The 18,226-nt window shown below is 42.9% G+C and carries 16 protein-coding genes; 8 read left to right on the top strand and 8 right to left on the bottom strand.

The features are described 5' to 3' along the window. Positions 1-2: 2 nt before the first annotated feature. Both recD and HWQ47_RS14755 read left to right on the top strand, forming a co-directional pair. On the top strand, positions 3-2,132 hold the full coding sequence (recD, locus tag HWQ47_RS14750) for an exodeoxyribonuclease V subunit alpha (protein ID WP_269966846.1): 2,130 nt from the start codon (positions 3-5) through the stop codon (positions 2,130-2,132). A 16-nt stretch (positions 2,133-2,148) separates the two neighbouring features. After that, positions 2,149-2,778, top strand: coding sequence for a DsbA family protein (locus HWQ47_RS14755; RefSeq protein ID WP_269966847.1), 630 nt, complete (start codon positions 2,149-2,151; stop codon positions 2,776-2,778). Positions 2,779-2,924: 146 nt separating this feature from the next. On the opposite strand, the gene HWQ47_RS14760 is transcribed toward HWQ47_RS14755, so the two are convergent. After that, positions 2,925-3,482, bottom strand: coding sequence for a hypothetical protein (locus tag HWQ47_RS14760; RefSeq protein ID WP_269966848.1), 558 nt, complete (start codon positions 3,480-3,482; stop codon positions 2,925-2,927). Between the two features lie 348 nt (positions 3,483-3,830). Between HWQ47_RS14760 and HWQ47_RS14765 the strand changes: the two genes are divergently transcribed. The 3 genes from HWQ47_RS14765 to HWQ47_RS14775 all read left to right on the top strand — a co-directional run bounded on the left by HWQ47_RS14765 (position 3,831) and on the right by HWQ47_RS14775 (position 9,143). Next, complete coding sequence (locus HWQ47_RS14765) at positions 3,831-6,185, top strand: TonB-dependent receptor (RefSeq protein ID WP_269966849.1); 2,355 nt, start codon at positions 3,831-3,833, stop codon at positions 6,183-6,185. A gap of 174 nt (positions 6,186-6,359) precedes the next feature. Next, positions 6,360-6,908, top strand: a complete 549-nt coding sequence (locus HWQ47_RS14770; protein WP_269966850.1) for a hypothetical protein — start codon at positions 6,360-6,362, stop codon at positions 6,906-6,908. 147 nt (positions 6,909-7,055) lie between these two features. After that, entirely contained in the window at positions 7,056-9,143 is a 2,088-nt protein-coding gene (locus HWQ47_RS14775; RefSeq protein ID WP_269966851.1) for a tetratricopeptide repeat protein, read from the top strand. Between the two features lie 47 nt (positions 9,144-9,190). On the opposite strand, the gene HWQ47_RS14780 is transcribed toward HWQ47_RS14775, so the two are convergent. Further along, positions 9,191-9,670, bottom strand: a complete 480-nt coding sequence (locus tag HWQ47_RS14780; protein WP_269966852.1) for a hypothetical protein — start codon at positions 9,668-9,670, stop codon at positions 9,191-9,193. Between the two features lie 286 nt (positions 9,671-9,956). On the opposite strand from HWQ47_RS14780, the gene HWQ47_RS14785 reads away from it, so the two are divergent. Further along, positions 9,957-11,156 carry a benzoate/H(+) symporter BenE family transporter gene (locus tag HWQ47_RS14785; RefSeq protein WP_269966853.1) on the top strand — a complete coding sequence of 400 codons (1,200 nt, stop codon included), beginning with the start codon at positions 9,957-9,959 and terminating at the stop codon, positions 11,154-11,156. A 304-nt stretch (positions 11,157-11,460) separates the two neighbouring features. Here HWQ47_RS14785 and HWQ47_RS14790 read toward each other — a convergent pair whose 3' ends face one another. The 4 genes from HWQ47_RS14790 to pdxR form a co-directional block, all read right to left on the bottom strand. Then, on the bottom strand, positions 11,461-12,141 hold the full coding sequence (locus HWQ47_RS14790) for a hypothetical protein (protein ID WP_269966854.1): 681 nt from the start codon (positions 12,139-12,141) through the stop codon (positions 11,461-11,463). 94 nt (positions 12,142-12,235) lie between these two features. Next, the gene (locus HWQ47_RS14795; RefSeq protein ID WP_269966855.1) at positions 12,236-12,943 is read right to left on the bottom strand and encodes a HupE/UreJ family protein; all 708 of its coding nucleotides are present in this window, start codon (positions 12,941-12,943) and stop codon (positions 12,236-12,238) included. A gap of 137 nt (positions 12,944-13,080) precedes the next feature. Next, the gene (locus HWQ47_RS14800; RefSeq protein WP_269966856.1) at positions 13,081-13,476 is read right to left on the bottom strand and encodes a hypothetical protein; all 396 of its coding nucleotides are present in this window, start codon (positions 13,474-13,476) and stop codon (positions 13,081-13,083) included. A 194-nt stretch (positions 13,477-13,670) separates the two neighbouring features. Further along, a complete protein-coding gene (pdxR, locus tag HWQ47_RS14805; RefSeq protein ID WP_269966857.1) occupies positions 13,671-15,164 on the bottom strand; it encodes a MocR-like pyridoxine biosynthesis transcription factor PdxR in 1,494 nt (497 codons plus the stop codon). A gap of 151 nt (positions 15,165-15,315) precedes the next feature. Here pdxR and HWQ47_RS14810 point away from each other — a divergent pair, with 151 nt between their 5' ends. Next, positions 15,316-16,095 (top strand): aldolase, encoded by a 780-nt coding sequence (locus HWQ47_RS14810; protein WP_269966858.1) that lies wholly within the window; start codon positions 15,316-15,318, stop codon positions 16,093-16,095. Positions 16,096-16,127: 32 nt separating this feature from the next. Continuing rightward, the gene (locus HWQ47_RS14815) at positions 16,128-17,030 is read left to right on the top strand and encodes a dihydrodipicolinate synthase family protein (protein ID WP_269966859.1); all 903 of its coding nucleotides are present in this window, start codon (positions 16,128-16,130) and stop codon (positions 17,028-17,030) included. Positions 17,031-17,081: 51 nt separating this feature from the next. Here HWQ47_RS14815 and HWQ47_RS14820 read toward each other — a convergent pair whose 3' ends face one another. Beyond that, entirely contained in the window at positions 17,082-17,486 is a 405-nt protein-coding gene (locus tag HWQ47_RS14820) for a DUF1801 domain-containing protein (protein WP_269966860.1), read from the bottom strand. A 48-nt stretch (positions 17,487-17,534) separates the two neighbouring features. After that, positions 17,535-17,975, bottom strand: a complete 441-nt coding sequence (locus HWQ47_RS14825; RefSeq protein WP_269966861.1) for an SRPBCC family protein — start codon at positions 17,973-17,975, stop codon at positions 17,535-17,537. Between the last annotated feature and the right edge of the window lie 251 nt (positions 17,976-18,226).

Here is an 18,226-nt window from a genome sequence, read left to right on the forward strand (position 1 = left end):
CGATGATCCAGTCAACACAGCCGATTAAAGTGCTATTGAAAGTCTGGGAAGCCGAACGTTTAATCACCCCACTCGACCGGCACTTTGCTATCGAACTGGCACAGTTACACCAGACTCAGCTTAAGACGTTAGATGAAGCACATACCAGTGAAACCTCTTACAAGAAAGGCGCATACCGTGAACTCTTTTTACTGATCTGCGCGCTGCTGAGTAAACAGTTATCTCAACAACACACTTGTCTGCCTATTCATCAGATATCGCTGGATAATCCCATGGTTGAGCAGGTATCTCATTGTCGTATAACCTGCACTCACTCTGAGCTCACAGCCATATTGGCGCAATTCCCCTGCATCAGCTCGATGGGTAATGCTTCAGAGCCTGAGTCGTTAACAGCGCCCATTTCAACAGAGGGTTCAACAGCAGGTTCAACATTAGTCTCGACACCGATTGTGTTAGACAGTGGCGATCTGTATCTGCAACGTTATTATCAATTTGAGACTCAGGTCAGTGACTATCTAATCCAACTGTCAAAGAATCAGGGGTCTAAAGTCACCGGCGCCACTAAAGCCAGTTTAGATATTCTTTTCCCTGCCTCACCCAGTGATGTAGCGCCAGTGTTTGACTGGCAGAAAATCGCCACTGCCACCGCCTTTAGTAAAAAGTTAGCTGTGATCACTGGCGGCCCTGGCACAGGTAAAACCACAACCGTCACTAAGCTGCTGTTTTTATTAGCACAAGAATCGCTAATGACCATAAAACTGGTGGCACCTACGGGTAAAGCTGCGGCCAGATTAAGTGAATCAATCAAAGCCTCCAAGGTGCGACTGAAACAGGAATTAGCCCCCTTTGCTGACAGAATTAATCTGGATAACTTGTATCGAGTACCAGAGGAAGCGTCAACCTTGCACAGGTTGTTAGGGGTTATTCCCAACTCTCATCAATTTCGCCACCACAAAGATAACCCTCTTAGACTGGATCTGCTGGTCATCGATGAAGCCTCTATGGTCGATCTCCCTATGATGCACAAGGTGTTATCGGCACTGCCATCTCATGCAAGACTCATACTGCTTGGGGATCAAGACCAGCTTGCTTCGGTTGAAGCCGGTGCGGTATTGGCCGATATCTGTGCAGGATTAAAACTCTCTAATCCCCATGCAGGCAGTAAATGGCAGATGCGATATTCAGCCCACTATGCTCAAGCGTTATCCACGCTAACAGGTTTTGATCTCAGTGGATTCATCAATGAATCGCCAAAAATTGGTGACAGTTTATGCATGTTAATGCACAGTCACAGATTTAAAGGCGATGCCGGTATTGGCCAATTAGCCGCTGCGGTAAATAATTCAGATAAAGCCCGCATCATGCAAGTGTGGCAGAAGGGTTACGAGGAACTGACTTGGATTGAGCATCAAAAGACCCATAGCGGTAATGCTGGGTTAGACGAGTTACTCTCCCTCGCAGTGACTCATTATCGCCGTTATCTTGAATTGGCAAAACATGCCAGCAGTACACCAACTGAGATCATCGATTGCTATAACGAATTTCGAATTTTGTGCGCCATGCGCGCTGGGGAATATGGTGTAGATGGCATCAACTTGGGCGTGACCAATGCCCTCAAGCAAGCCAAGTTAATCTCGACTGAGCTTGAATTTTATCAGGGACGTCCGGTTATCATTCAGAGTAATGACTATAACTTAGGCCTGTTTAATGGTGATATTGGTTTGATCCTTTTAGACTCTGACCAGTCCCAACAAGGGCTATCAGATAAAAATGAGGCAAGCCACCCTCGCCACTCTCCCCTAAGGTTGATCCCCCCAAGATTAATGGCTCACTTTATCCAAGCCGATGGCAGTATCTTAAAAGTACTCCCCGCTCGCCTGCCCAGCCACGATACTTGCTTTGCCATGACGGTACATAAGAGCCAAGGCAGCGAATTTAGTAGTGTCAGTCTGGTATTGCCACTCTGGCCCAGTCTTGCTCAAAAGCAACTGTTAACCAAAGAGCTGGTGTACACCGCCATCACCCGCGCCAAAAAGCACTTTACTTGTCTGGGATCGCAAACCGTCTTCGAACATGCCAGTTTACAAGCGACTCAACGATCTTCAGGCCTCGCAAGACGATTATGGCATTAAGGTATGGGATGAACATATGAACTTAGAAAATAATCCTAAACCAACACTCTATTACGTCTATGATCCTATGTGCAGTTGGTGTTGGGGCTACGCCCCAACCTGGCATAAACTGAGAACAGCGTTAGAAGTGTCAGGAATAACCGTCGAGTACAAACTGGGCGGCTTAGCACCTGATTCTGACGAACTGATGCATAAGGAGATGCAATCTTTCCTTGAGCAGACCTGGCATAAAATCAACATCCAACTTGGCACTACATTTAACTATGATTTTTGGAGGAAATGTCAGCCAAGACGCTCAACGTATCCAGCTTGCCGCGCAGTGTTAATCGCCAGAGAGCAAGGCCTTGAACAGCAGATGCTTGATGGCATTCAAACCGCCTATTATCTCGAAGCCAAGAACCCTTCGGATCTTGACACCTTGGCCAATATAGCGGCAAAAATAGGTCTAAATACTACTGAGTTTGTCACACAGATGCACAGTGAGTTGCTTAATCAAAAACTGCTGAGCGAGATAGCCACTGTACGCCAACTCCCCATCCAAGGATTCCCCTCACTGGTGCTTGAGCAACATGGTCTGTTTAAACCTATACCATTAGATTATCAAAACTGGCAGAACAGTTATCAAAAGGTAATCGATGACTTGTAGTCATGGATCCGACACACCGATGGCATGATGCCAAAGAAAGTTACAAATAAAAAAACCATCAACACAATCAAGGTATCGATGGTTTTCCATTTTCAAACCACTTACATCACTAAAATTGCAATGAAATGATTAAATCTACGAATAGATTAGAACAAAGTGGGTACACCAAGATAGGTGATCACTAGGCGATTCTGATATTCATTCTTATAATTCCAACGTGAAATATCATAAATAGCTCGCTGATAACGTGCTTGAATAAACAAGGTATCACCCTCTTCAAGCGACATGATGCCATTGACAGCTGCAATTCCTGGTATAGCGCAACCGTAATTAGCTATGTCTGCGAACGTAACGGGGCCAATTGAGGCATTGCTACCTGGCGCTGCAGCATTGGGGACTGAGATACCGATACGTAACAGGTATCTACTGCCGCATTTCAGTTGAGAGAAACGGGCATCGACATTGTATAAACCCTTTGCTGGTGCAGTAAAGATATGTGAATTAGTATCAAATGAAGTATTGAAATTGATGTTAGCTGTATTATATTCAACAACTTTAATACTGCCATTATTCGCTTCAGTAAGCTCATCACCTGATATGTAGGCATCCACCACCACTTGATGATTTTGGATCCAAGTTGCATTTGCAGATGAAGCTATTAATAGGGTTAAACCCGCAGTCGCTAGTGTAAATATTGTCTTCATGTTTCTCATGTATTCTGTTCTCCACTTACTGTTTATGTTAACCCTACTTCTTTAATGGACAGAGGATTAATCTACAATCCAGCAAAAAATTGAAACAATATTCTTACACAAATTATTACATTCGTAAACTTATTTATCATATAATACACAGCTAAGACCAACAAAATGGGATCATATGGTCCAAAGAAACACTTTTGGCACATCAATCACTATGGTGCTCCTCATTCCACAAACGGTAAATTCGTTACGTCTCACCTACTAAAGTAGCAAAGAACTCCTCATAAACGTTAATAGCTCTATTTCTTAAATTTTTATAATCTAACTAAAAGATTTAAAGGAGAAAACCCCTTGTTTAAAAAGTGGCTTTTTACACATTTGTGGATAGTAGTTATTACCAGTGGCATCAATTTATTGTTATTTTCGAGTGACGTTACTGCTGATAATTTAGCTCAAACCACGAATAAATTACCCGAAGTGATCACTGTCCTCGGACAAGCCATCGACCATGAGATACCTGTTTATCCCGGTGCCCACCAACATGCTGATAGCGAAGAGATCGAACGCAGTCTAGACACTAACCTGGGACAATTTCTTAAAGACAAGTTTGCAGGTGTTAGCGTCAATGATGTGCAGAACAATCCTTTTCAAATGGATATGCAATATCGAGGATTTACACTTTCGCCTCTACTCGGTCTGCCTCAAGGGATCTCTGTTTATGTCAATGGAGTCCGTTTTAACGAGCCCTTTGGCGATACGATTAACTGGGAGTTGATCCCCCTTACCGCCCTCAGTAACGTCAGTCTCTATTCCGGCTCAAACCCTCTTTTTGGCCAAAACACACTCGGTGGAGCCTTGGTACTCAACATAAAGGATGGCTTTACGTTTCAAGGCACAGATGTAGAACTCAGAGCTGGCAGTCATGGTATGGATCAACAAACCATTGAAGTCGGCGGTAACAGTGGTGAATTGGGTTACTACGCTGTAGTAAGTCGCTATCAAGAAGAAGGGTGGCGACAATATTCCCCAACTGAGGTCAGCCAGTTTCTGGGGCGGTTAAGCTGGAAAGCCAATAATAAAACCCGTTGGGATCTGCTCACCGCATTTAGTCAAAGCGAGCTTATTGGTAATGGCGCGGTCCCTTTCGACCTAATGGCCTTAGAAGGCAGAGATGCGGTTTATACCCATCCTGACAAAACTGAAACCAACCATGGCTTTGCTTCTTTGTCTGGTAATATTGAATTGAATGACGCTATGACACTGGATCTCAACCTCTATTACCGTCAGAGCAAAACCGACGCATTAAACGGTGACGATAGTGATTTTGAAGAGTGTATTCATGCGGGCAACGAGACCTTATGTGATGAAGATGATGAGCCCGTTCGCTTTATTAAGCCTGATGCAACAGCATTTAACGACAGCTTAGAGGATTTAGGATTAGAAGCCGATGATCTTGATGGTCTCAATAACACTTCCAACACAGATCAAAAAGCCATGGGGGTAACAGCTCAGTGGACTATCGATACACAATTGCACCAAATGGATACTCAATGGGTTTTAGGGCTAACTGCAGACTTTGCTGACATTCGCTTTCAATCTGACACTGAATTTGCAGAGTTATTAAATGACACACCAGAGGCTCCTCGAGCGACACAAGCCGTTGGGTTATTTGATGCTGACTCGGTGGTCAGACTCGACAGTGAACGTCGTCATTATTCTGCTTTTGTTGCTGGCAGCTTAGCGATAGCTGACGATCTCACACTGACTTCTGCACTACGATATGATGCAACTAACGTCCACATGACCGATTTAGCACCTGGAAATGATGGTAAAACCTTAGATGGCGATCATGATTTTACTCATCTTAGCCCCTCAATTGGTATCAACTGGGCATTCACTGCTGACACGTCTCTATTCGCATCTTATAGTCGCTCAAGCAGAGCCCCTACCCCAGTAGAATTGAGCTGCGCAGATCCTGATGCCCCCTGTAAACTGCCCAATGGTTTTGTCTCAGACCCGCCTCTTGAGCAGGTCATTACCGATACGTTTGAAATAGGCGCTGAATATACTCAAGGCTCTCTTTCATTGGGTTTAACCCTATTTCATGCCCGTAACCAAGATGACATCATCTTTCAGCAGGCATCCGGACTACCCTCTGAGGGGTTTTTCGCTAATGTGGGCGACACTGAGCGCCAAGGCGGTGAAGCGTATTACAAACAGCAACTTCAGGATTGGCAGTTTACCTTATCCTACAGCTACCTAGATGCCAGGTTTTCATCAGATTTCATCTCATTTAGCCCTAACAACCCCCTTGGTGGTGATCGCCAAGTCAGTGCAGGTGATGCCATTCCTGGTTTACCCAAGCACAATGTTAAAGCGGGCATCGAGTGGTACATAGGTGATCTCACTCTGGGTAGCGACATTAAATACCAGAGTGGGCAATATTATCGCGGTGATGAAGCCAATGAAAATGAGATAATATCGGGTTTTGCCTTAGTTGATCTCAAGGTTATGTATCAGATCAATGATTGGATATCTATTTATACCCGCATCGATAATTTATTCGATACTCACTACCAAACCTTTGGTGCCTACGGAGAGTCCGATGAAGTGTTGGGTAACATTTATCCCGGATTTGACGATGCTAGATTTGTGGGGCCCGGCGCACCAAGAACTTACGTCGGTGGTTTAAAAATTAAATTTTAGCCTTATAAAACAAACTCGTTTTTTTACTTCACCTGCAACACTCTGGGTAAATATCGGGAGAAATGAACTCCTCCCCAGCTTTGCCCTGCCTTTTTCTGGTTCTCACTTCCAAACAGTTACATAGTTGTAGGCGTTCAACACTTTCAACATATAACGAGAGAAGAGATTAATACCATGATAAAAAATAAAAATAAATTAACGACCGTTGTAGGTACTCTGGGGTTTTTAGCTTGCTTAGGAGCCAGTAGTATTGCGCAAGCTGTACCTTGGTGTCACACAGGTACCATAGTACAAATTGCTAATGTAAATTGGAGCCAAGCACAAATCATGGCCAACTTTACGGGTGGCATTCCTGGTGGAGTCGTCGACCCAGAGGTCTACACCACTTATCACTCAACCTATAACTATGCCAATACATTTTCTGGCGGCGGCGGTGGTTTTGGTGGTTACAGTGTTCCTAACTCAGGACAAGTGAAAGTTCGATTAGACGCCCCTTATACACTGACCAATATGGTTGGTCCTGGTTACTACTACACCAGCCAAGGTGTTCAATTTAGATTGGATAAGTGCTACACCATACCACCATTGATGGAGCATAAAAAGATAGCGAGATTTGAACCCATTAAACCGGAAACTGGCGTAGAGGTTGCGCCCTATGAAAACTTAAGGGCTATTACTGAATTTTGGCGTGAAAGCGATCAAGAAAGAGATCAAAATAGATAATAGCCTGTTTACAAAAAGGCCCTTATGGGCCTTTTTACTGCTAAACACCCACCTAGCAACACATAAACATTATATTTCCATTCAATTAAGATAAATCCACCATTCATGGTACGTTTATGCAATAGAAAATGTTAATCATGGTGGAAGATGTTAGATAAATTCAGAATTCATTGGGTATTTTTATTGTTTATTTTTGGACATACCCATACCTTAGCGAACGACATTGATACTTGTTTTAAATCAAATACCGATAAGGACGAGCAATTAACAGCATGTAGAAACAGCCTGAACTCGGTGACCAAAGATAACCCTGACTATTTGGATCTGCAATTACAATTACTCATCTTGTATACCTCTCAAGGCGCTTACTCTCTTGCTAATCAAACAGACATTACTATTGCCGACCTTAGCTTGGATTTATACCCACTAAATAAACAATTCAAATACTTACGTCATCGCGGCATACTAAAGTATCGTCAGGGACTTTATCCGCAAGCCTTATTAATCTTTGAACAAGCCTATAAGCTCGCCGAAACTGACCAGCAAACATTATTAGAAGCAAAGGCCTTAAGTGATATAGGCACAGCCAATATGGCCATGGCTAATCATAAAGAGGCTATATCAGCTTTCCATCAAAGCTTATTGATAAAACAAAAAATAGCCCCTCAAAAAAGCATTGCGGTAACCCTTAATAATTTAGGTTCGGTTTACCTTAAAATGAAGGACTGGGTACAAGCTGAACGCTACTATTCACTGGCCTTAACTATCTATCGAAATGAAGGCAATACCGCCAGTGAAGCCCACAGTTTAGAAAACATCGCCGTTGTGCAGATGAAACAGGGAAAATACACACAGGCACTCGCAGGTTTCAAGCTGTCACTACAATTTTTTACCGAAACAAAACAAGAAGTAGCTCGACTCAGATTATTGATTAATATGGCTGAATTGAATTTACTTCAACAGCAATTAACAGCAGCTAAAGTTCATCTTGAACTGGCACAGAAAATAGAATCGAGATTAGGTAATAATGCATTAACCCTTCCTCTGAAACTCAATTTGGGAAACCTTTTTATTCAACAAGGTCTTTACCAACAGGCTGAATCAATATTGAAAACAGGGTTAGAACTGTCATTAGATAACAAAGACAGTGGGATCACGACAAGTTTTTATCAGGCACTTATCAATAATGCCGTCAAATTCTTCCGTTGGGAACAAGCCTATCTTTATGAAAAAAAACTAGAGGTTTATTTGCTGCAAGACTATCAACTTAAGTTTGATCAATCTTTAGCAAATACCCGGGTGCAGTTCGAGTATGAGCGCCAACAACAAGCCATTGAATTATTAGATAAAAAAAACAAAATAAATGATTTACTCATTCAAAGTCGAAATACTCAACTCTTAGTACTAAGTCTGTTTTTTATCATCATGGCTGCCGGCATGTATGCTCTTTATTATCGACAGAAACAACACCGTCTTACTGAACAACGAAAACTCGAGCAACAAATTAATTGGCACAGGAAAAGAGTTAAACAGCTAGGTGTATCCCATTCAGCGCTAAAAGCAGCATTTGGTCAGCTCCCCCAAGCGTTACTCGTCGTCAATAATAGTGAACAACTGGTCTATATCAATCAAAGTGGCTGTGATCTGCTTCATCAAGATGAAACCCAGCTTGTGGATCACAAGCTGGAGACGGTTTTCCCTCGAACATCAATCAACTTTTGGGAACAATGGGATAGCGACTCAGAGCTTGATAATGTCCAAGTGACGAATGTTCACATAAACTCGCCAGCAGGCCCACAACTACTGGATATTTGGTTAACTAACGTATCCAGAGGTGAACCTATTGCAGTGATCAATATGGCAAAACATGGCGAATTGGCTTCTCAAAAGCCAATTAACTCATTACTTACAGAGCAAGACTTTCAATATAAATTGGTGGACTTAATGTTTCACTGTGTTGAGTTTTGGGAAATGACAACTCAATCGACACGTATTGAATTAGCAGAAAAAAGTGGGATTTGGCGTGTATCAATAGATGATGGCAGATTAAGAACTCGTTCTCTTGATCGCTATCTATCAGTGCAATTACTTCCTAAAAAACCCAGGTGGAGAGAGGTACTAAGAACCGCTCATTATGTGATAGCAGAGTGTCAGCTCGACAGTGAACAGGAGAGTACCATCAATTTAAAACTGACAGCACTAAACCAACACCTGCACACAAAAGCACTGCTCTGATGAACTAGGGCTAATAATCTTAAAGTGCGACTAAATCCAAGTTCAAGTTACTTGATGAGTAACTTTCGCTCTCGTTCATCAAATTCCATATCACACAAACCACAAGCAAACCGAACTCCTTGAACAATGGAATACACCTCATGATGATTTTGGTCACTATTTTTCAAACTTTCAGGTCCATAAAAAATAGGACGAACCGTACCACCATCCCCTCTAGAATTCACATTCCTATAAGCTAATGATTGACACAAGTGATTGGTTGCCGATCTCGCGAGGTCATACTCATCATCAAATTGTCCACAACTTTTAGTTTCAATATCCCCTCCTTCCAAACCAGATCCAGGACATACATCTTCAGCGAAGCGCTCAAAACGAGCCAAGTGCAAAGAGGTAAAAGAAAACTCACCTAAAATAACTATATTGCCATTGTTACACCATTGACCCTCAATGGGTTCTTCGTGGGCTAATACCGTTGCAGGTAACATTATATTTGCGGCAACCACAAATGCCATAACACGCTTATTCATATTCTCTATTCCCTGAATTTCCTGATATGTCGCTGTACTATTTCATACCAAGTTAATACCGGAAGCGACAAAAAGTAATTTAAATAGAGGGTAAAAACAGGGAGAAGTTATTTATTTAGAACATTTCACCTTATAAAACAGTTTATTAAGAATTCCCCTTAGCAACGATGAATGCTCATTATTAGCTTCTTGTGCGTTACATAATACGATGTTAATTTACTGATGGTGCGTTACCACGTGCAAAGAGTGGTTAACATCAATAGAAAAACCATAAACCGGAGCAGTAATGAAGAGTGCAGGCGTGATCTTAAATCGAATCAATATCGGTTTTATTGCTTTTCTGGTTGGATTTACCAGTTCGGTCGCCTTGATCTATCAAGCAGCGTTTAACTTAGGTGCCGATTTAGCCATGGTGTCGAGTTGGATTTTTGCACTTGGGATCGGGATGGGCATCACCTCGATAGGCTTATCTCTGTACTATCGAGCCCCTATCTTAGTCGCTTGGTCTACACCCGGAGCCGCACTGCTGATCACCAGCACTAACGGCTTCAGTATCAATCAAACCATCGGTGCTTTCATTGTTTCCGCTGTTCTAATCACACTATCAGGCATGACTGGTTGGTTTGAAAAAATCTTGCAGCGCGTTCCACAACAGATCGCCAGTGCCATGTTAGCTGGGATATTACTTTCCTTCGGAATTGATGTGTTTAACCTGATGGGGCAAGAATTATACTTAGTGTTCACCATGCTGTTCACTTACCTCATCTGTAAACAACTAATGCCCAGATTCGCCATGTTAGCCATCCTTATTGCGGGTATTTCGTTGGCATGGCAACAAGGGTTATTTATTATCCCTAAACTGGATTGGACCATAAGCTCACTTATTTTCATCGAACCAGAGTGGAACTTTGCCGCCATCATGAACATAGGTATTCCATTGTTTCTGGTCACGATGGCAACGCAAAATATACCTGGAGTGGCCATTTTAAAAGCCCACAACTACCAACCTCCTATCTCGAAGTTGATATCCGTTACTGGCCTGATGAATATAGTCATTGCTCCTTTCGGAGGGTTCGCAATTAATTTAGCCGCGATAACAGCAGCTATTTGCATGTCACCTGAAGCGGATGCAAACCCACATAAACGTTACTGGGCAGCTGTTAGCGCTGGTGCTTTTTATCTCTTTATGGGGGCCACTGCTCTCACCTTAATGACGCTGTTTCAAGCCATGCCCCAAGCGTTTATATTGGCTCTTGCTGGAATAGCTCTGTTTTCGACTATAGGAACCAGTTTGCAACATGCTTTTGTCGACTCTGAATATAAAGAGGCAGCCTTAATGACTTTTCTGGTCACTGCGTCGGACTTCAGCTTATGGAATATTGGCTCTGCACTTTGGGGAGTATTGGCAGGGGTCATCACCCTCTTCATTGCTTATCTTGTTACTAAACTCAGGCGTAAAACCGCCACGGCACTCACTAACGATTAAGCTTGCTGCTATCGCAAACATAATAAAGCCGATAATAAACGCTAATACTTTCCATAAAACAGGTTTCTGAAAGATAGGAATTAAAATTCTCGCCCCATAACCTAATGCGAAAAAAACACAAAAGAGCCTGTGATACCCCTAAAGAGAAACCCGCTAGATATGTAGCAAACATCTAAAAACCTTTACTTATACGGTTAAGCAATAGGTAACATAAATTACGTTAAGCTATCCATAAGTTCAAGCGCACCTAACTAGAGGCGAGAACACAGGTGCGCGTGAATAAACCTATAAATTAATCTTTCACTTAGCCTTTGATCAGATAATCTCCCTTGGTTGAAAGAGTGACAGTGATAACTGAACCGGTGCTGTTCTTCCAATACCAACCGTGAGAACCAGCAAAGGGGGTCGTTAGTGAGCCTTTCATCTTATCTGACGTTGTGATTGAAAAGCTTTCAAAATAACCCGTTTTATCTCCCTTTGGCTCGCCGTGAAAATCAAAATATAGCGGCTCGCCATCGGTGCTCCATTCATATTCTAAATGAACAAACGCATCCATAAGCAGCTTATACTCAAGCCCTTTTCCGGCAGGGATTTCGATGTTAACGATATCACTTCTCACGTCAGGGCTTTGTCGACTCAGGGCAATTTCAGCAACCGACGGCGCATCAGCGACAGTAGTGCCATCTAACATAAGCACGGACTCGACCAAACCTGCTTTAGCTACGTCTTTATCTACATTAGTATTTGCATTTTGAGTGCCTGACTCTTCAACTGACACCAAATTGGTTTGCGACAGTTGGGTCAAGCCTAGAGACTGACCAATACCGGTTGGATCGATATTGTACTCCGCAGGTAAAATGGCGATAACGAGTATTATTGCTGCCACGACAGAAGCCGCGAGTGTTGCCTTCAGTAATGTGCCCGTTGAATGGACAGGGATCGCTACATTGACATTGTTACTGGTGTTTTTATTTTGGACGCTCATTATGTATCCTTTTGCACTTTGTTAAGCGAAACTGGTGTCTATTTAATGACTCTAACTATCTATTAAGCATTGTTAAAAAAGGTGGAATAAGGGACTAATTGATAAAATAGCCCGTTAATTGAAAACCCACTAACATCAAGCCTGCACTCATTAACAGTGTATTTGTCGTGGTAGAAAACTGAAAATAACTCCGCTGTCGTCGCCAGAAGCTCATCAAGATAACCACGGCACCTAGAACCAGAAATTGACCTATCTCAACCCCTAAATTAAAGGCTAATATATTAGGTACTAAACCTTCTTGGGGCAGGTCAAACTCTTGAATTTTAGTGGCAAGACCGAAACCATGAAACAGACCAAAAAGCAGAACCGCCAGCTTAGTATTGGGCTGGGAGCCAAATATTCGCTTAAAACCACCTAAATTATCAAAGCCCTTATACACAATAGAGAGGCCGATAATGGCATCGATAAGATAGGGATTGACCTGAATGTCATTAAGCACGCCAAACAGCAAGGTGATGCTGTGGCCTAAGGTAAATAGGCTCACATAAATTAAAACATCTTTGGTTTTAAAGAGAAAAAATATCACTCCGACCAAAAATAACAGATGATCATACCCGGTCACCATATGTTTGGCACCGATATAGATAAAGGGCAAGATAGAGATCCCTTCATTGAGAATTAAAAACTGCTTGGTATTCTCATCAACCCCGTGGGCTGATAATGAGAACGACACAAAAAGTCCTAATACACTGACCAATAACCCCGTAGACAATTTGATGGTGTTAGCCCAAAAACGGCTCATCGCACACTCTCCAATAATATATTTTGTATTAGATACACCTATCTCTTAATCATCAGTAATGACTTAAAGAGGTAACGGTATAAATGGTTTAGCAATACGCTCTATGCAGAGAAAGCTGCTAAAAAAATAGAATATTATTAAGTGTGCGGAGGAGGAATTGGCGGTGCATCGTCAGTAGTGAGGTAAAAAACATCATCACTGGTTAAGGTCTCAGACTGCAAGAAACATGATAAAAAACTGGGATCTACTGGAGGATGAGACGGAGTATGGGAATGGTTACTGTGTTCATGCTCACCTGTCATGGCGCTAGCTTCACTATCCGCTAAACGCTCAACGGACTCTGTGGCATTGAACGCCGCCGTCCCATGGTTGTGCCCTGCCTTTAAATCGAAACTGTGCTGATGGTGATGGCTAACAGCAATCCCCATAGGATGGTCGCCACTTGGGTATTGCACCGAAAAGGCAACACCTGACGCTAACACCTGACACACTAATACCACCAGCAAAATAAGCAGCGTCCAGTTTGACTGCACTCGACTCCCGCCTGTGTTGCAGGGATGTCTCACAGCGCATATGAATAAGTTAGCTTTAAAATTGAACAGTTATAATCTCTATGAGTTATTTTTCTTCTAAAGTCATTAGCGAAACAGTTAGTGAACCAAGGTATTAAATCAGATCCCCATATAAACATCCAGCCACCTAAAATCCTGTTTAAAAAGTGGTGTTATTATTGGCATTGTTTCGATACAGCGCTCGATAAACAGGCTAATGCTTGATCAAATTCAACTTCATTCAAATTCGCGTAGCCTAACCTTAATCCATGGGTCTTTTCACATACTCCTGAAAAGAGATCGCCTAACACAAGTAACAAGCCAAGCTCCTTCGCATCTTGTTGTAACTTATCCATATCTATTGCCGTATCAAAGCGCAGCCATAAAGCTAAGCCACCAGCAGGGACATTAAATTGAGCCATAGGTAATATCTTCCGCACACGCTCAACCGCATGATCAAGGCGTTGTTTATATATTTTCAAAGCACGACGTATATGCCTCTTCATCTCTCCATTACGCATCAACTCTGCAACAGCGAGCTCCGTCACAGCATTGCCTTGCCGATCAATAAGTAAGATTTCTTGGCCGCAACGTTGAATAAAATCTTCAGGCGCAACCATATAGCCTAGGCGCAGTCCCGGCGCTAAAATTTTTGATAATGAACCAATATGGATGACACGTCCTGCGGTTTCCATGCTCGCCAATGGCAGCATTGGTTTATGGGAGAAATGAAATTCATGATCGTAATCATCTTCGATAATGATGAAATTATATTTCTCAGATAGGGCTAATAGACGGATCCGTCGTTCGAGAGACAACATACTGGTCGTCGGAAATTGATGATGGGGCGTAGTGTAAACGGCGCTGATTTCACAGCTCTCACATATTTGTTCTAAGGCTGCTAAACTCATGCCATCATCATCTTGGTCTACATAGGAGATATCCAGTCCGAATGATTCAAATGCCGCTCGGGCCGGCGGATAACTGAGCTTTTCCATCACCACACAACCCCCATGTTTCGACAGCAAGCGAGCGCTTAAGTAGATGCCCATTTGACTGCCACGAACGAGACAAACTTGCTCAGTAGTGACACTCATCCCCCGCTCTAAACGCAACATCTCAGCGATAGCACTTCGCAGCGACTCACTTCCCCTCGCATCATCATACGCCAAACGGTTCGCTCGGGAGGAGAGAAGTAAAGCACGTCGAAAAGCACGGGATAGTACATCAAAAGGTACCAACCTAGTATCAGGGACTCCGTCACTAAAGAGCAGTTTGCTTGGTTTAACGGGGCTCACCGACAATGCATAAGCCTCGAGGCCAGATTCAGTTAACGACAATGGAAACGGGGCTTGCTCCGGTAGAGCTATTTCATTTGTCTCAAATAAAGGTAATTTTGTACTAATAAAAGACGCTCGTCTTGGTTGCGTTTCAATCCATCCCTGGGCTAATAACTCCTCAAATGCTTGCACTACTGTCTTACGATTAATCCCTAAGTTATCACTTATTTTACGTGTGCCAGGTAGTGGTGTTCCGGCCAATAAACGCCCTTTTCGCACCTCATTAATCACAGCTTGTACTAGCTGTAGGTGCAGTGATACCGCCAAGCTTCTATCGAGTGAAATGCTCAAATGCCAATTCCGCAGACTGATGCCCTTCTCTTTTTTCATTCTATAACGCTCCATCTGGCCCCGTAAAGATTAACAAGCTGGAGGTTTTTAGGTTCCAGAGATTACCGCATTATTAACAAAAGTAACGACCAAAAACAACTAACAACAAGGCTCATCTCAATCTGTTTCACGCGCTTAAAAGGACGACTAAATGACAAGTTTAACCCAATCAAAAAATGATTTAATTCTTGATTCACATAATAAAATGAATGAGTTTTTATCCATACCAGACTGGAGCACAACGGAAAAACTGGCACTCACCTGCCGCATTCTATTCGATGCTGGCCATGATTCTGGTCTAGCTGGGCAGATCACTGCGCGTGCCAGTGAACCCAATTGCTACTACACCCAACAACTCGGCTTAGGCTTTGATGAGATCAGTGCTTCGAATCTACTGTTAGTCGATCAGGACTTAAACCGCCTTTCAGGGCAAGGCATGCCTAATCCAGCCAACCGTTTCCATACTTGGGTCTATAAAGAGCACCCTGAAATCAACTGTATTATTCACACTCACCCTTTCCATATAGCGACACTATCTATGCTAGAGCAACCTTTGGTTGTTTCTCATATGGACACTTGCCCTCTGTTTGATGACTGTGCTTTTCTGGCCGATTGGCCAGGGATCCCTGTGGGTAACGAAGAAGGGGTGATGATCTCATCGGCACTTGGGGATAAACGTGCATTATTTTTGGCCCACCACGGATTACTTGTCACAGGACACACCGTTGAGGAAGCGCTCATGTTGGCACATTTAATAGAACGTGCAGCCAAAATGCAGCTTGCTGCAATGTCAGCGGGCACTATTCAGCCCATAAAACCGGAACTTGCTAAAGAAGCCCATGATTGGATCTCAACCGAAAAACGTTATCAGGCATTTTTTGCTTACTACGCCAGGCGTGCACTACGTTCACATGCAGATTGTTTGAAATAACCCTACCTACATTGACTTAATAGGAATTATCAATGACTAAAACCACGATAGAGCTCAAAGGTATCATCACCTACCCCATCACACCATTTAACCACACTGGCGGTATAGATGTGGTGAAATTAGAACAACTGATCGAGCAGCTCATTTATGCAGGCTCTAACGCCATAGCGCCACTTGGCAGCACGGGAGAAAGCGCATATTTAAATGATGAAGAGTGGACACTAGTCGCATCGACCTGCGTTAAAAAGATCGCCAATAGAGTCCCAGTTATTGTCGGGATTTCTGAACTCACGACTCAAAATGCCATAAAACGAGCGAAAATAGCAGAAAAAGTGGGGGCTGATGCCATCATGGTACTGCCAGCTTCCTACTGGAAACTGTCTGATGATGAGATTTTTCAGCACTATGTCTCAATTGCAGAAGCTATCAATCTGCCAGTCATGGTCTATAACAATCCAGCCACGAGCGGTATCGATATGTCACCTGAATTGATCGTAAGTATGTTCAAATCCATAAGCAATGTCACCATGGTCAAAGAGAGTAGCGGTGATATACAGCGCATGCACAAAATACGTCAATTATCGAACAACGAACTGCCATTTTATAATGGTTGTAATCCTCTTGCTCTTGAAGCATTTGCCGCAGGAGCGACAGGCTGGTGTACCGCTGCGCCTAACCTTATCTCCACTTGGCCGCTCAAGTTATATGAAGCTTTTCAAGCTGAAGATATCACCCTGGCACGCGAACTTTTCTATCTCCAATTGCCTATTTTGGAATTCATCTTAAAAGGGGGATTACCCAGCACCATAAAAGCAGGGTTAAAAAGTAACGGCTTTGATGTCGGCAATCCGAGAAAGCCTGTATTTCCTTTAAGCCCACCTCAGATCACTAAACTCAATAAGCTGCTAAAAGAACTAGCAACAACTGAAAGTTAGTTCAACAGGTCGGGTGAGGCACTTTGCCCTTAATCCGATCTTTCAACATCCCTAAGCTCCCAACAGGGGCAAATTCCTGATCCTGTGGTAGGTGAGCGCCATGAACATGCACTGCTTCAATGTATTCATTGGCAGTGGCTCACCCAGTTTCAGCACTATCTCCCTGTTTCCTTGAAAAACCAAGATGTCTGAATGCAACTCACGAAACGTATCAACCAGCTTAGTGTTGCAATTCATAAAAATTGAAAACTGCTGTGGATATTGAGCATTCCAATCAAAGCGTACAGGGCTGCCTCCACTAACACGATAACTCAACTGACCCCATTTCAGGCTTTCTTCAACCTCACCCAATTGATGTTCGTCAGCAAGATCAAGTATCAGGCTTCTGACATCAAATAGTACAAGCTTTACATGATCTGGGTATTGCGCAAATTTATCCTCAATATCCTGTTTCATCTTCTGCCTTTGCTCGTTGTAAGTCCAAACGGAGTCGCTCTTAACCTTTCATGAGTGATCTATCTGAGTATCATTTGGAAAAGGCGAACCTCTACCCGTTTCCGCAGCATCTTTAAGACTCAGTAAGAATATCCCCCACTTGGTATTACAATGAGCCATAAAGTCTGTGGCTTCTTTCCAGCTGGCATGGGTGAAGTTGACAAAGGTTTGTTCTCCCTCATCAACAAGTTCAAATAAGATGCTTGTGCCGATCCAAGCTTCAGGCACACTACCTGAATGCTGCCAGCGGACTCGCTCATTAGGGAGTAACTCCACAACAGTAAAGTCAGGTCCGCCCCCATTAAAGCGAAATTTAATCACAGCGCTTATCTCACCAGCGCCTGAAACATCATTAGTCCACCACTGGGCGAGTCCCGTATCTGTGGTCAACAAATGATAAATTTTATCTGCAGAAGACTTAATCCCAACTCTATGCCGTATATCCTTCATGCTGCTCTCCTAGCGTAAACATTCAGTACTGCAAAAACCACATTAGTTCACATTTAACAACAAGCCTAGCATTACCAACTAAGAACTTAGCTATATTTAGCGTAAAAACTCAGATTATTGACAAGTGCTATTTTTTACAACATCTTAATTAACATCAATATCCGGTAATGATCGTTAGCCTAATGGCTTTCGTACAACTAGGTTGACTAAATAATTACTCATCAAAGTGAGTAACGAAGACTTGCAATAAT

It is taken from the genome of Shewanella sp. MTB7 (genome assembly GCF_027571385.1).
Classification (GTDB): Bacteria; Pseudomonadota; Gammaproteobacteria; order Enterobacterales; family Shewanellaceae; genus Shewanella.